Here is a 14,664-nt window from a genome sequence, read left to right as displayed (position 1 = left end):
AATGTATCCCCGATCGGAATTGCGGGAAGTTCGGAAGCATACGATTCCTGTGCGAACGATAACACAGGAGGCCATACAGACTGGCGAGTAGCTAGTTTCTTGGAGTTAAAATATTTAAGTTCGAATAGCCGCAACTTCATGCTCTTAAAGTTTCCTGATACCATAGAGGCATTCTATTGGAGTTCTACAGGGAATGAACAAGATGCAGCCGGTAAGACAGCTAGAGCAGTATCATTCTCTAAAGATAGATTTGGTGAAGACGAGGCTTTTAGCAAGACTAGCCGTTACTTTGTTCGTTGTGTAAGATAAGGATAAAACACGGAGTTTATTGAGCCACAGGGAGTTTTCACTCAGAGTCACAAAGGCACGGAGGTTTATAAAGTATAAATGTCAAATGTGGGATTTCCTACATCCAATCCCCTCTGAAGCTCCGTGACTCTGTGTGAAAAAAAATTCTGAGACTCTTCTGAACTCCCTGACCTCTTACTGAAGATCTCCATGCACCAGATCATTGATCAGAATCGTATCATGTCTGGATGGGGATCTGTTCTCAGGATAGTCGGTAGAATAGTGCAGGCCTCTACTTTCGTGTCTGGCAAGAGCGGAACGAATAATCAATTCGGCAACCAACACCAAATTACGAAGTTCTAATAAAGGGTTTGTGACTATTGTCCTGTTATAATAGTCTCTGACCTCTGCATAGATGAGGTCCATTCTTCTTTTTGCTCTTTCTAAACGAAGATTGGAACGAACAATTCCCACGTAATTGGACATCGTGTTTTTGATCTCCGAAAGATCATGAGAGATCAATACCCATTCTTCCGTATTCACAAGTCCTTCTTTGTCCCATGCAGGGATTTGATCATGCTCAGGTAGGAAATCAGGCGGATTTTTGCGAATCTCTTCCGCTATACGATTGGAGAATACTAAACATTCCAACAAACTATTAGATGCTAAACGGTTCCCGCCATGGACTCCTGTGCAGGAAGCTTCTCCCGCTGCGAATAAATTCTCTATCCTTGTTTTTCCCCAAAGGTCAGTTGCGATCCCTCCACACATGAAGTGGGCGGCAGGCACAACAGGGATCGGATCCGTAGTGATATCTATTCCGAGTTCTAAACATTTCGCATAAATAGAAGGAAAGGATTCTTTTATCTCGGTAGCCGGTCTATGTGAAATATCCAACCAAACATGAGGATCTCCCGACTTCTTCATTTCTGCGTCAATTGCTCTTGCGACTATATCTCTTGTTGCAAGGTCAGCCATTGGATGGTATTTTTTCATGAATGGCTCTCCGTCCATTCCGAGCAATACGGCGCCTTTTCCTCGAACCGCTTCCGAGATCAGAAAAGAGTCGCCTTTTTCATGATAAAGGGAAGTGGGATGGAACTGGTAAAATTCCATATTTCTGATCTCTGCACCCGCCCTATACGCACAGGCAACTCCGTCTCCGGTAGCGATCTTTGGATTGGTAGTATGGGAGTATACCTGTCCGGACCCACCGCTTGCGATGATCGTTTTTTTTGCAAGGATCGGAATGATCTCTCCTGTATGGCTGGAAAGAACGTAAGCACCGAAGCAGATAAGTCCCTTCTTTTTGAGATGGTGAGGAGTAATCAGGTCAACAACAGTATGGTATTCTAATATTCTAATGTTTTGGTTTTGTTTTACGATCTGTAGGAGGGTTTTTTCGATCTCGTGACCGGTTCTATCGTGAGCATGAACAATACGATTTGTTCCATGCCCGCCTTCTCTGTGCAGATCGAATTCTCCCTCTTGATTCAGGTTGAATGGAACGCCGTATTCTAAAAGTTCTTTGACTAGTGGTGGACCTTCTTGTACGAGAACTCGAACCGCTTCCGGATCGCAAAGACCTGCCCCGGATTCCAAGGTATCTTTTACGTGGTCCTCGAATTTGTCTCCTTGGGCAAAGACCGAGGCGATCCCACCTTGGGCGTAATTTGTATTGGACTCATAATCGGACTTCTTAGTCACGATCACCGTTTGTCCGACATTAGAAAGTTTTAAAGCTTGGAAAAGACCGGTAATACCGCTCCCGATGACTAAAAAATCGGTTTTAATTCTTGGCATTTGTGCTGGTTCGGCGGCTCACGCCGCCGAGAAGATTAGATTACTTACGTTTTGGGCCTGTGCTTAGAAGAGCCTCTACGTAGTCAATGGAGCGAATCAATTGGAAATCCGGCTTGATCGGATCGTTCTTATGTTCTTGGATGAATTTCTCCGCTTGTCCGTTAGATTTCACCCAGCCTTCCAGTTTTTTCACGTCGAAATGGCTTTTTTCCTCAGCGGAAGAGGGTAACTCGGGAAGATGGTTCCACATGTTCTCTTCACGATAATGGAACGGGAAACTACCGTCTTCTTCTGCAGAAACATCCACATCAGGTTTGACTCCGACTACTTGGATGGTGTTCCCGGAAGGTGCATAGTATCTGGATTGAGTGAGTTTGATATAGTAGGCGCCGTTTCCTCTTAGCTCTTGCAGTTTTTGAACTGTAGCTTTTCCGAAAGATCTCTCTCCCAGGATCAAACCGCGACCATGATGTTTGAGTGCAGAAGCTACGATTTCGGAGGCAGACGCGGACTTAGCGTTGATCAAAACCGCAACAGGTAGATCCGTCAGATCCTTTTTGCCTGCGTTAGAATCTTCAGGACTTCTATTGGGACTTTTTACGGAAACGATGAGTCCGTTCGTAACAAACATATCCGCAAGATCGATTGCAAGATCCAAATAACCTCCAGGGTTATTTCTGAGATCCAATACTAATGCCTTCAGCTTGGTTCCTTTGGCGGTAGATTGTTTCTCTAACTCTTTGAAATGTTGTACAAATTCTTTATCAACGGAAGGATCTGATTTTACGAAACCTGTCAACTTGATATATCCGATATAAGGATGATTGTCTATCAACTTGCTTGTGATATTTCGGATCTCGATCGTATCTCGGATCACTTCGATACTTAGAGTCCCTGCCACTCCTTTTCTTCGGATGGTCAGAACTACTTTGGATCCTTTTTTGCCTTTAATCCTTTCAACTACTTTGTCCAGCAGCATTCCTTTGGTGGATTTTCCATCCACTGCTAAGATCACATCCCCTGCGCGAACCCCGGCAGTGACTGCAGGTCTTCCTTCCAAGGGATTTTCAACGATAACTTCTTTATTACCGCCGCCACTTAAGATTGCTCCGATCCCTTCGAAACTCCCGTCTTCGATCTTTGCCATGGATTCTTCCCAGGCAGCTTTTAGGAATACTTGGCTATGAGGATCTAAAGAAGAAAGATAACCGTTAGCCGCTGCTAAATACACATCTTTGATCGTAAACGGTTCTTTTTCTTTAGGATCTTCTTCTCCAAACGGATCTTTGAGTGGAGGAGTAGTGTAGTTTTGTAGATTTTTTTCTAGATATGCCAGAACTCTATCGAAGTCTTTTTTAGAAAAATTGGTCTGTTCCCATTTAGCGGTGAGTACTTTTTTGCGGACCTTCTCCCTTTCTACAAGTTTCAGGACTTCGTCGTTAGAAAGTTTAGGTTTGTTGGACTCTTCTTTCAGTTTTTTGTCCCGGATCTTCTCTACTTCTTTATAGTCCGGATCGAATAGAACGAATTTGTCCTCAGGAGAAAGTTTGAAAGATTTACCCGGAAAAATCTCGTCCGCTTCTTCGTATTTTTCTCGATCGGTAAAATAACTTTCCGGATACAGATAAAGGCCATGTGGCAAAGATAGAAGTGCAAAAACCGCTGCGTCCTTATAGGCGCGGTTTTTATCTATATTTTTATCTATATAGTTTCCCTCAACGGTCTTGACTACGCTGTCAAAATCTTTGAGAGTGAAATCTGCCGTGGTCTTGGAATTTCCGGAAGAAGGTTGGCAGAAGAAGATGCTCGTACATAAGATAACGGAGAGAAAGGATAAGGAGAAGGATCTCAAGCTTTTCAAATCGGGTCCTCTTTTTGCAAGGTTGATTTTCGATCATTTTCCACCCCGAACAGGCATTGTCAATCTATTCCCCCGAAAACTCTTATTCTATAAGGGTTTGGAAAAGTTCTGTATTCTTGGTTTTTTCTGTTTTATGGGAACTTTTTACTGCACCTCGGTGTCCGTTCCGGGTGGAGGAAGATTCGGATCTGAACTTATACAAGAGCAGGCAATCCTAGATTTTTACGGATCAGAAGAAGAAAGAAAATCTTCTTTAGATTTATTAAAATCTTCCTGCAGATCCCTGAGAAAAGATAGGGGACTCGCTTGTTATAACTTATCCATTTTATACGATTCTTTAGGGGAAAATCAGTCTGCTTGGGAATACGCCGTCAGGGCAAAAAATTCCGATCCGAACGATCCACTCTACAAAGAACTTGCATTCACTTCTTCTTTAAAATTGGAATCGGAAAAGTCCACATTTGTAGACCAGGAAGAAGTTTTGTACCAAACTGCAATCTCCGCATGCAAAAAAGGGAATATTACGGAAGCTTCCGGAGCGATCTCCAAATTGATCGAAATCCAGTCCATTTCTAAAGAATCCCTAACCAAAGGTATATTTGGAGAATGTGGATTGGACAAGGAGCTTATTACAAAAGCAAAACCAAACACATTCAAACCTTCTTCCGAATATTATAAATTTCTGGAGAAGAACCATCCTTACAGAAAGGTTTGGGACTTGAGCGGAGAATTCGGTAGGACTCCGAAAGAATTGGTTTCTGGGAATAAGGCCACCCAATCCTGGAAAGAACTTAAAAAAGCGGTCTCTACAAAGGACCAGGTCTCTGCCAAAAGACATCTCCTAAGTTTTAAATCCAATTTGGAAGAATTAGCCAAAACGAATTCAGAAGCATCTTTACTTTCGGCAAATTTGAAAAAGGCAGCCTTTTTGTTACTCTCCGAAGATTCGAATTATTCTTCTTTTAAAGAACTGGCAAAAGAACTTTCTGAGGGAGAGACACAGAGGAAGTAGGGTCGCAGTTTTATTGGCACGCAGAGGCGCTAAGACGCCGAGAGGGTTTAGGTTTCATAGAGTTCTGAGAGAAAAATTGTTAAGGTAGCTCTTTGTTGGAGTTCCTACATTCGGTTATCTCTGCTCTACAATCTCTGCGGCTTGGCGACTCTACGTGAGAAATTCTTTGCGCCTCTCCTACCTCTGTGTCAGTGCCTTCAAATATTCCTTCACTGCGGCTTCTAACCCAATTTCAAGCGCATAGGACATGAGTCTATGGCCTATGGACACTTCTTCCAAGCCTGGGAGCCCGGAGAATAACGGAAGATTGAAATGGTCGAGGTCATGTCCCGCATTGATCCCAATTTTCTGAGTTTGTAGGAACTCTGCGGCTTTTCTAAAAGATCCGAAGATTAATTTCCCTTCTTCCGGAGAATGATCGAAAGCGTGTGCATACGGGCCTGTGTAAAATTCTACACGGTCAGCACCTGTATCTTTTACTAATTTAAGATTCTCTAAATCCGTTTCCATGAAGATAGAAACGCGAATTCCAGCATTTTGGATCTTTTTGATATAAGTTTTTAATTCCGAGGAATCCTTCTTCAGATCAAAACCATGGTCCGAAGTGATCTCACCCGGGGTAACCGGGACTAACGTTGCCTGGTCCGGCTTTGCTTCCAGAACAAGATCTAAAAACCGGGGAGAAGGTTCTCCTTCTATGTTATATTCTATCTTTTTCTTTTTATCCGCATTGTAGAGAGCAAGGAACTCCCTCAGATCGAATACATCCTTCTTCTTTATATGCCTTTCGTCTTCTCTGGGATGGACCGTAATTCCGTGAGCGCCGGAATCCAAGATCAATTTAGACAGATGGATCAGGTCCGGATGATTTCCGCCTCTGGAGTTTCTCAAAGTAGCAATTTTGTTTACATTTACGCTCAGATGGACCATAAAGCCTCGTATTTCGAATCCAATTCTTAAAAAGTACAAGTTCGCGGAAACTAGATTTCTGAGTGCTTTTTCTGCTTGAATCGGAATAAGTGTCTTCCAGCATGGTCAATTCCGATGGCAACAGCTAAGAAAACGGCGAAGAAAAAAGCTGCACCGAAGTCCAAACCTCCGGTGAAAAAAAGCGCTCCTAAGAAAAAAACTCCTCCGGCAAAAAAGAAGGAAGTTGCTAGCACAAGCAAACCTGCAGGGACTAAAAAGTCTTCTGCATCTAAATCTTCCCTCAATCCTCTGGGCAAAAAATTCACCTGTCATACTTGTGGAACCAAATTCTACGATCTAAACAAAGAAGTAAAAATCTGCCCTAAATGCGGAGCCGATCAAAGTAAACGTCCTCCTTCCAAATCCAGGGTCCGTCCTAGAGTGGAAGAAGAAGAGTTTCCAGAAGAAAACCTCGACTACGATGCAGAAGTAGGCTTCGAAGAAGAAGAAGGTATTGTGGAAGAACCTCTTGAAGAGGAAGAAGACGAGGAAGAGGAGGAGGAATAATTCCCCCTTTTCGTTCCATTCTGATCATCACCGCTCCCACCGGGGCCGGAAAAACGGCTCTGGTGAGAGAACTGGACCCTTCTCGTTTTGAAATTATTTCCTTCGATTCCAGACAGATCTATAAAGAGCTAAGTATCGGAACCGCAGCCCCAAGTCAGGAAGACTGCGAAAAAATTCCCCACCATCTTGTTTCATTTCTTTCTCCCTCTCAGTCCATAGACGCTGCAAAATTTGTGACAATGGCAGAAGAAGCTTTGGATGATATACTTTCCAGAGGTAAAATACCTGTTTTAACTGCGGGGACCGGCTTCTATTTGAATGCTTTTTTGTATGGAATGTTTCCTGTCCCAAAAATCAGCGAAGAAATAAAACTGAAAGTGGAGTCCTTGAGCATGGAAGAACGGATCCAAGAGCTCCAAAAGTTGGATCCAAAATCTCTCCAAAAAATCTTTCCGAACGACAACTACAGATACGGAAGAGCCTTGGAAGTGAATTGGATGGGAACTCTATGGTCCGAACTAAAAGTGGAAGAGGGGAAGGGCGCCCTAATTTCCAAAAATTTGAATATACTTGGGGCCTTCTTCTTAGATCTGGATCGAAAAGAATTGTACGAAAGGATCGATTCCAGGGCCAAAAAAATGATAGAATCCGGAATGGCGGAAGAAGCGAAAATGGTCGCAGATAAATACGGGGAAGATTGTCCTGGTCTTCAGTCCTTAGGTTATAATTTCGCGCTTGAAAATATTAAAGGAACGTCCAATCTTGAGACATTCTTTGGGAATTTAAGCCAGTCCCATAGGAACTACGCCAAACGTCAGATTACTTGGTTCCGAAAACAAAAGTTATTGGAACCGATCCATCCGAAAGAAGCGTACGAAAAGATAAAAAAAATAAACGGATAAAAATCTATGTCTGCTAAAAATAATATACAGGACCAACTGCTCAACACGGCTAGAAAAGAAAAACTAGAATTGACCATCTATCTTCTAAACGGAGTTCCTCTAAAAGGGAAAGTGGTAAGTTTTGATAATTTCACTATAGTCCTTGAGCAGGAAAATAAGCAGAGTTTGGTGTACAAACACGCGATCTCGACGATCATTCCTTCTAAAGTAATCAAACTTTATACAGAAGAAGCCGCTAAAGAAGCTCCTTCCGCCTAAATGTTCCGAAAGATAGGCCGGGCACTTTTCATTCTATTTATAGTAGCGGGGGTCCTACTGGTATCCTATCCGCTTTATTTTATAAAAGAAGGAGAGGCCTTGCTTGTCTGGGAACAAGATTCCAAGTTAGTTTCCTTTGTTCGTGGTCCAGGTTTTGCCTATGAGCCAAGCGTGTTCCAGTTCTGGGAAAAGTCCGTTCGAAAAGAATCCTTAAACTCTTTAGCTTTAGAGCTTACTATCCACCATGATCTTTCTTCCGGATTATTTTCGGAAAAATCGGAGGAAGGTAAGATCACAGCAAAATTAGATCTATCATTCCACTTAGAGGAAGAAGGATCCAAAAAGTTTTTTCTCTCCGGAGGAAAGACGGACCAAGGTAGAGCAAAATATCTTTCCAATATCTTTCAGTCCAAACTCAGGGCAGGGATAGAGGATGAGAAAAATATAAACTTAAACAAAGATTCTATCTCTTCTTTTCTAAGGAACGATATCGTGAGGATCCTCGCAAGCGAAGTTCCTTGGCTTAAGATAGAATCGGTTCGCATCATCAGTCTGGATATTCCGGACCCGATACTCATCGCGAATATATTCCGTAATCCTAACTATATTTTGGCTAAAAAGTTAGAAAGAATAGAAGCCTTAAAAAAGGCGGAATTTTACTCTATACAAGAAGAAGCAAAACTTGCAGTTTCCAAAAAGAAATGGGAACAATATAAGGATTTCTTAAAGAAGAATCCGGATATGAAAGAGTTCCTTCTATACGATAATATCGGGGAGAATGTAGATGTCCTACTTCTTCCTTCCGATAACGTTTTTGGAGATCCTAAATCTTTGAGTAAGAAAAAGTCCGCCCCCAAACCCAAAGAGGTGGAATAAATGACACAAGACAAACCCGTAGTACTCATTATGGCGGGGGGAAAAGGAGAAAGATTCTGGCCAAGATCCAGAGTTTCCACTCCTAAACAACTCCAGAAAGTATATTCTAAAAATACTCTTTTAAAAGAGACATTGAATCGGGCTTATACGATCACAAGTCCTGACAGGGTTTTTATCGGAACAAACGCTACTTTAAAAAAAGCGATCCTAGCTCAGGAAAGAAGTTTCCCAGAGAATAATTTTATCATAGAACCCGAAGGAAAAAACACCGCACCAATCATAGCTCTCGCTTCTTTATACTTTCAGGAGAAGTTCGGAGATCCGGTCCAGGTCGTACTGTCCGCAGATGCTTGGGTGAACTCCGAAAAAGAATTTGCTAAGAGTATCCAAAAAGCTTTGAAAGAAGCGGATGAACATTTAGTTCTACTAGGTATCAAACCGAATCGTCCGGAAGTAGGTTACGGTTATATTTCCGCAGGAAAACCGACCAAACACGGATTCGAAGTAAAATCATTCTTCGAAAAGCCGGACGTAAAAACTGCGATCAAGTATATTAAAAAATCAAACTTCTATTGGAATCCGGGTATCTTTCTTTGGAAAACGAGTCTGATCCTGGACGAATTCGAAAAACATTCTCCTAAGATCTTAAAACCTCTTAAAGATAGATTTCCATTTAAGAAGATGGGCGATCTGGGAGAAGCATTCAAACTTCTACCTTCCGAGCCGGTCGATATTGCGATCATGGAAAAGAGCGCTCGTATAAGAATGGTAGAGGCAAGTTTTTCTTGGGACGATGTCGGCTCTTGGCTTTCTCTAGAAAGAGTATTGCCTGGAGATAATCAGGGCAATCGTCATATCGGTAAAGAAATTCTATTTTATAAATCAGGAAACAACGTCACTCAGACTAGGAAAGAATTCACAGCACTACTAGGAGTGCAAGACATCGTAGTGGTCGAAGAGGAAGACGTTCTTTTCATCGCTTCCAAAGAAGGGATAGGTGATATCAAGAATATGGTAGCCGAGATCCGTAAAAATAAAGGTTTACAAAAGTATACCGAATAATTTCCTGGCAGGTTAGGAACAGAATCAGGAGAACCGAATGCCTTCCGGTAAAAAAAGAAAGCGAAGAAAGATCGCGACTCATAAGAGGAAGAAAAAAAGAAGACAGAATCGTCATAAGAAGAAAGGCAAATAAGATACCATTTTGATATCTGAAAGACCGGGAAATCGAATCGAAGACCCGGTCTTTTTCGCCCACCCCTCGATCGGGATCTCTCCCGACTCGGAATTAGCAACTATCAAAGCCTAAAGCAAAATTAGAAAATGGCCGATCATGTTGCTGTATGGCCTCCTTTCAGGACTATTCTTTATTAAGACGTTGGTGGAAACCTGAGTTTCCTCCAGCTAAAGGATATACGAAATCCTACCAAGCTAAAACTCCGGATGGAGATATTCTCCAAGCCGACTTTCATTTTCACGATCGTAAGATCAGGCTCACTTTGGAAGCGGCAGGGGAGAATGGCCGTATTTATGTTTCCACTATCCGAGATGGATCCATCCAAAAGGAGACCGATCTAACCACCGGCAGATCCTATCCTCTTTATTCCAGATTTGCACCTTTTAGAGACTTATTATCTTCTCTTCCTGACAAGGATGCCCTACAGATTTTGGGAGGGGCATACGGAGTTTCTCCCGAACCTCTTGGAGGACCGGAGAGAAGAACTCCTAAACCTTGGGAAGTTTCCACCAAGTACGATCATATTTTCGGAATAGATCGGAACCCAAGGTCCTGGAAAAGATTTTTCCAAAGGGAGAAAAAAGAGCCCTTATGGACCAGGATCAAGAGAAGGATATGGGGAGATCTGCAGGACTATTCCTTAGGTCTTATATCTGCGTTGGGGATCTGGTATGCATACATGGATTTTTATTTACTCGGATTTTCGCTCGGCGTTTTCGGTTTGCTTTTTGGCGGATTGGACTGGATACTGAGGAAACGCGATCCGCTTTTCTCGAAAGTTGTAATCTTTCTAGGTTCCGGATCGTATTTTTATTACTACGGATTCACCCGTTTCTAAGGAGGGGGAATGTCCGCCGAAATCGAACACCAGTACATTCTATTTAGCTTGGGAGAGGAAGAATACGCTCTTCCAATCGTTCTTGTGGATGAAATCATCAAGATCCATAACCTGGTTAAGGTTCCCAGATCCAAAAACTACTTCGCAGGTATCATGGATATCCGCGGCAAAGTAGTGAAGATGGTGGACCTAGGTGTGAAACTCAATATTCCCCATTCTCACGAGCAGGGTTATGACCGTGCAATCGTGGTAAAGATCGGCGGAGAATCCGTCGGTATCATAGTAGACAAGGTAGCTAACGTAGCGCTCTTTCCGCCTGAAACGATAAATCCTCCTCCTCCTTCTATCAAAGGAATTTCCTCCCGTTATATCACCGGGGTCGGTAAAAAGGACGATAGATTCATCATCCTGATCGATATCGAAAAAATCCTTGGATCGGAAGAATTAGCGGAGTTGGGTGCCGGAGCGAAATGAAACAAACCCGCCTGATACTGGGCGTATTACTCCTGATCGTCTTTGGGTTAGGGGTAAACGTCCGAACCGAGGCGGATGAGCAGGACCAAAGATTAGATCCTGCAGGTATTTATAAACTTCCTCATGAGGTAATCCCTCCAGCTACTCTCCGGACATTAAAGGAGAACTTACTTAATTCTTCCGACACTGCTTCCGATCCGATTACATCCATCCGTCAGGTTTTAGATCCGTACTACGCTCAATTCGTAGATCCTAAAAGAACGGAAGAAGAAAGAAGATTGGGTCGTATTTTTACGGAAAAAACGGACCGCAATACTCTTCGTTTACTGATCCTGAAAATGTTAGGTAAGATCACGGGGGGGCAACAACTCCGTGATTCTCCCATCCTATTCGAATTACATTGGTTACTCAGCCAAGAATATTCCAAGAAGAAGCAGAACTTCAAAGCATTGGAAGAAGCCTTGGCCGCACTCAGATACAGGGATTTTTCCCATACGGAAGAATCGTTCTCCAAAGAAGAAAGGCTGAGGGAATTATACGATACGAACGAAGTGGAAAGGGCCAGACAACATGCAAAGGCCAAGAAAGAATTAGATAAAGCGAATTTAGATCTGGAGAAGGCAAAAGATAGGGTCCATCTTTTAGAAGCTGCTTCCGCGAGGGAAAAAGATCTGATCTTCGAATCCAATCCTCCTAGTAACGCTCGCAAAGTTACCGCAAACGATATAACTCTTGCAAAACAAGATGTAAAAAATGCGGATGATTCTCTAAAAAGAGCCGCAAATACTTATAAGGATTCCTTCGAGAATAACTATTATCCGTTTTTCAAAAGAAAGTCCAGAGAAGACGCAGACACAGTTTTTACTTTGGCGAAATTCGTAAAAGATTCGGAGAACGAGAACAAGGAAAGACTAAAAGTAGTCAATAAAACCTCTGTGAGCGGGCAGGGGATCTTCGTTCTATTCGATTATAAAAGAAATACGGACTTCTTTGCGTATGCCGCACTATTGGAGTTGGCATTTCGTTTAGACCCGGAACATTCCCAGATAGTTTTGGCATTGGCAGAAGAGCTAAAGGCCTCGGGAAAAAAAGCCAAGTCTCTAGACTTCTTCTTAAAATATCTGGCGCTCGCTTTAAAAGAAAATAAAACTCCCGCGGAGATTGCCTACGTATATCGAGCGATCGCATCTTTGCATACTGAACTTAAACAGTATGTTTTAGCCGCTGAGTTTTACGAAAAATATTACTTAGCGGAACCTGATCCGAAAAAAAAGGGGATCTATGCGTTTGAACTGGGGAATTTTTTCGAAAGCAAACTTGGTAATCTAGAATCGGGCAAAAAATATTACGAAGATTGGCTTAAGATTAGGGAGCAGGAAAAAGCGACGGCTTCCGATCTATCTTTTCCAGATTCACAAGAAAGGATCCGTATGGAGGTCTTGGCTTATTTAGGGATCTCTAAACTATATAGATACGAGAAAAAGCCTGTTAAAGAAAAGGAAGAATTGATCAGATCCATCCAAGCATATGATCGTCTTAGGGAAAATTTAAGATTGGAAGAGGAGAAATATTCCCTGGGTAAAAAGGAATTACTCCAGATAAAAAAAGGCCTCTTAGAAAGAACAAACGACCAAGACATGGCCCAATATAGGCTCAAAAGTTTGGAGATGGAAGAATCCAAAGAAAAAATGGATATTATTCGCACTAAGCTGGATGCCTCTCCAGGGCCGAGAGCGATGCAAAGATTATCCGTATTGTATGAGTTCGAAAAGGATTATGGTCAATCCAAAAGAATGAACGAAGAGATCCTGAAAGTCGGAAATCAGACAGAGATCAACTTGGCTTTGAAAAATATAGAAAGGATCAATAAGATATTAGAAGATGGAATGCAGAGAGATCCCTATCCAAGAGATCCACTTTCCGGCGATACGTATTAATCCTATTTTTGAAAAGACATTCTAATCTTTCAGTTCAGAATCTTTTTTGCCTTAGTGTATTTTTCCACGTCATCCACTCCTGATTCTTTTTCCTCTCTTTCTTCCGGTTCTATTACTCTGAATTCAACTTGATCGATCACTTCTCCGTCATATGAGACTTTGATTAAATACTTACCTGCGATCAATTCTTGAAAACTTCCGGTAATGCTGGAGCTGGAAAGTTCCGGTCTTTTGCGTCTAACTTCTATCTCGTTAAATCCGACTTGGAATCTACTGAGACTTACATAGATCTCAGCTTCCGGATTTGGGACTCTGGAAAATTTGTAAAGATATACTAATGTTTTGTTTGTAGGGAAGATCAGCTTTTCTCTTGTAAGAGTGAATTCTTGAACGGTGGTGAATTTTTTCTCCAACAAACTTTGTTTGGTCTCATCCACCAACGCCCAGCCGAACTCTCCGCTCATTCCCAAACAGGAAAAAAAGAAGAAGGAGTATAATAAGATTATAAAATAGGAAAACCGGATATTCATTCCTTGGATCATTCTCCCTTTTCTACTACTCTTCCCTTATCGGAAATGTCTTTTTCTCTAGAAGGATATTCTCTGTCAGGAAATACTACTCTGAAACCGGAATTTTCGTTCCGCTGGGGAAACATGAGTCTTTGTAAAAAACGATACGTTAAATATGCGAATAATATAATTAAAAGGAGTTTCATCTCTTAAGTTCGGTCCGGTTCCGATAGCCGCCTTAGTCTATACTTGCCGGAAAAGTGATTCCGGCAACCCGATTTCCAAAAAACGGAGTTGCAGGATTGGGTAATGATATTACCTTTTAGGGATTAACGGGAATGCCCGAATGTGAGCCACTTGCCCCCTGGATAAAGTCCAGGCGGGGCATTTTTCTATACGTTTCAAAAAGGTTCGATGATACGGGAGACTCCCGGTCCAGAAGAAGAAATAAAAAGGATCAGATAAATCCCGATTCGCTATATATATAATTTTTTAAGTTTTTATTCTCTTCTTCCGTTTTCGCGATTTTGGCTTTTACTGCGTCTCCAATAGAGACGATCCCCACCAATCTGTTCCCATCCAGAATTGGCATGTGCCGGATCCTTTTTTTTAGCATAATGGTAAGAACTTCATCCACCTGGTCGTTCGGTTGCATAGTAGTCAATGTGGTGGACATCAAATCCGCCACTGTCTTATCAAATACAGCTTCTCGATCTGTGGAGGCGAAATGAAGTAAATCCCTTTCTGTAAATATACCGGCGAGTTTCCCTTCTTTGAGCACTATCACGGAACCTATATCATACTTGGTCATAAATCGGATCGCTTCCCAAACGGTGGTACTGGGTTCCACCGAGAGGATCTTTCGGTCCTTTTTTTCCAAGATATCTTTTACCAGCATGGCTACCTCTAGGCCCAAAGTGTAGTTTTGAGGGAGCTTCGATTCAAGGACTTTTTTTGGAAAAAAGAGGTCGGAACTATGACAAGCTTTTGGTTCTTTTAGTCGAATGAGCGGAAAAATGAGGACTAAAATCGGAAAAAAACATTAAAATAGGACTGTATACGAATTTGGAAAATTCAGTGATTTATTCCTGGATTTCAAGATGGTACAATAGATCAAGGGAGAAGTTTTGAAAATTTTGCGGAAACAATTATATTCCAAAAAAAGATTTCCAAATTCGCTCCTAACATGGGAG

At 42.1% G+C, this 14,664-nt stretch carries 16 protein-coding genes; 10 read left to right on the top strand and 6 right to left on the bottom strand.

Annotation, left to right across the window (positions count from 1 at the left end):
• Nucleotides 1–309 (top strand): Lcl C-terminal domain-containing protein (locus tag LEP1GSC185_RS00375; RefSeq protein WP_036027637.1); only part of this gene is annotated, 309 nt, incomplete at its 5' end.
• A 174-nt stretch (nucleotides 310–483) separates the two neighbouring features.
• Here LEP1GSC185_RS00375 and nadB read toward each other — a convergent pair.
• Together nadB and LEP1GSC185_RS00365 are read right to left on the bottom strand one after the other, a co-directional pair.
• Nucleotides 484–2,091 (bottom strand): L-aspartate oxidase, encoded by a 1,608-nt coding sequence (gene nadB / locus LEP1GSC185_RS00370; protein ID WP_008591936.1) that lies wholly within the window; start codon nucleotides 2,089–2,091, stop codon nucleotides 484–486.
• Nucleotides 2,092–2,131: 40 nt separating this feature from the next.
• Nucleotides 2,132–3,952, bottom strand: a complete 1,821-nt coding sequence (locus LEP1GSC185_RS00365; RefSeq protein WP_008591995.1) for a S41 family peptidase — start codon at nucleotides 3,950–3,952, stop codon at nucleotides 2,132–2,134.
• Between the two features lie 133 nt (nucleotides 3,953–4,085).
• Here LEP1GSC185_RS00365 and LEP1GSC185_RS00360 point away from each other — a divergent pair, with 133 nt between their 5' ends.
• Nucleotides 4,086–4,964: a hypothetical protein gene (locus tag LEP1GSC185_RS00360; RefSeq protein ID WP_008592013.1), complete on the top strand. Its 879-nt coding sequence runs from the start codon at nucleotides 4,086–4,088 to the stop codon at nucleotides 4,962–4,964.
• Nucleotides 4,965–5,141: 177 nt separating this feature from the next.
• Here the strand turns inward: LEP1GSC185_RS00360 and LEP1GSC185_RS00355 are convergent, their stop codons facing one another.
• Nucleotides 5,142–5,894, bottom strand: a complete 753-nt coding sequence (locus LEP1GSC185_RS00355) for a pyridoxine 5'-phosphate synthase (RefSeq protein ID WP_008591962.1) — start codon at nucleotides 5,892–5,894, stop codon at nucleotides 5,142–5,144.
• A gap of 114 nt (nucleotides 5,895–6,008) precedes the next feature.
• Between LEP1GSC185_RS00355 and LEP1GSC185_RS00350 the strand changes: the two genes are divergently transcribed.
• The 8 genes from LEP1GSC185_RS00350 to LEP1GSC185_RS00315 all read left to right on the top strand — a co-directional run bounded on the left by LEP1GSC185_RS00350 (nucleotide 6,009) and on the right by LEP1GSC185_RS00315 (nucleotide 12,962).
• Nucleotides 6,009–6,440 carry an FYDLN acid domain-containing protein gene (locus LEP1GSC185_RS00350; RefSeq protein WP_008591999.1) on the top strand — a complete coding sequence of 144 codons (432 nt, stop codon included), beginning with the start codon at nucleotides 6,009–6,011 and terminating at the stop codon, nucleotides 6,438–6,440.
• 20 nt (nucleotides 6,441–6,460) lie between these two features.
• The gene (gene miaA, locus LEP1GSC185_RS00345) at nucleotides 6,461–7,342 is read left to right on the top strand and encodes a tRNA (adenosine(37)-N6)-dimethylallyltransferase MiaA (RefSeq protein ID WP_024864125.1); all 882 of its coding nucleotides are present in this window, start codon (nucleotides 6,461–6,463) and stop codon (nucleotides 7,340–7,342) included.
• 6 nt (nucleotides 7,343–7,348) lie between these two features.
• Nucleotides 7,349–7,600, top strand: a complete 252-nt coding sequence (gene hfq, locus LEP1GSC185_RS00340) for an RNA chaperone Hfq (RefSeq protein WP_008592014.1) — start codon at nucleotides 7,349–7,351, stop codon at nucleotides 7,598–7,600.
• Complete coding sequence (locus LEP1GSC185_RS00335) at nucleotides 7,601–8,476, top strand: hypothetical protein (protein WP_008592029.1); 876 nt, start codon at nucleotides 7,601–7,603, stop codon at nucleotides 8,474–8,476. It begins immediately after the preceding gene.
• A complete protein-coding gene (locus LEP1GSC185_RS00330; protein WP_008595975.1) occupies nucleotides 8,477–9,538 on the top strand; it encodes a mannose-1-phosphate guanylyltransferase in 1,062 nt (353 codons plus the stop codon).
• 281 nt (nucleotides 9,539–9,819) lie between these two features.
• On the top strand, nucleotides 9,820–10,551 hold the full coding sequence (locus LEP1GSC185_RS00325) for a hypothetical protein (protein ID WP_008591933.1): 732 nt from the start codon (nucleotides 9,820–9,822) through the stop codon (nucleotides 10,549–10,551).
• A 9-nt stretch (nucleotides 10,552–10,560) separates the two neighbouring features.
• Nucleotides 10,561–11,025, top strand: a complete 465-nt coding sequence (locus tag LEP1GSC185_RS00320; protein WP_008591961.1) for a chemotaxis protein CheW — start codon at nucleotides 10,561–10,563, stop codon at nucleotides 11,023–11,025.
• On the top strand, nucleotides 11,022–12,962 hold the full coding sequence (locus LEP1GSC185_RS00315; protein ID WP_008591955.1) for a tetratricopeptide repeat protein: 1,941 nt from the start codon (nucleotides 11,022–11,024) through the stop codon (nucleotides 12,960–12,962). The genes LEP1GSC185_RS00320 and LEP1GSC185_RS00315 overlap by 4 nt, the downstream gene beginning before the upstream one ends.
• A 29-nt stretch (nucleotides 12,963–12,991) precedes the next feature.
• Here the strand turns inward: LEP1GSC185_RS00315 and LEP1GSC185_RS00310 are convergent, their stop codons facing one another.
• The 3 genes from LEP1GSC185_RS00310 to LEP1GSC185_RS00305 all read right to left on the bottom strand — a co-directional run bounded on the left by LEP1GSC185_RS00310 (nucleotide 12,992) and on the right by LEP1GSC185_RS00305 (nucleotide 14,369).
• Nucleotides 12,992–13,504: an LIC_12238 family plasminogen-binding lipoprotein gene (locus LEP1GSC185_RS00310; protein ID WP_008591935.1), complete on the bottom strand. Its 513-nt coding sequence runs from the start codon at nucleotides 13,502–13,504 to the stop codon at nucleotides 12,992–12,994.
• On the bottom strand, nucleotides 13,501–13,677 hold the full coding sequence (locus tag LEP1GSC185_RS19980; protein WP_008592025.1) for a hypothetical protein: 177 nt from the start codon (nucleotides 13,675–13,677) through the stop codon (nucleotides 13,501–13,503). The genes LEP1GSC185_RS00310 and LEP1GSC185_RS19980 overlap by 4 nt, the downstream gene beginning before the upstream one ends.
• A gap of 251 nt (nucleotides 13,678–13,928) precedes the next feature.
• Nucleotides 13,929–14,369: a CBS domain-containing protein gene (locus LEP1GSC185_RS00305; protein WP_008591997.1), complete on the bottom strand. Its 441-nt coding sequence runs from the start codon at nucleotides 14,367–14,369 to the stop codon at nucleotides 13,929–13,931.
• Between the last annotated feature and the right edge of the window lie 295 nt (nucleotides 14,370–14,664).

This window comes from Leptospira licerasiae serovar Varillal str. VAR 010, from assembly GCF_000244755.1.
Taxonomy (GTDB): Bacteria; Spirochaetota; Leptospiria; order Leptospirales; family Leptospiraceae; genus Leptospira_B; species Leptospira_B licerasiae.
Note: the sequence above shows the minus strand (reverse complement) of the source record. Positions and strands in the feature narration are given on the sequence as shown.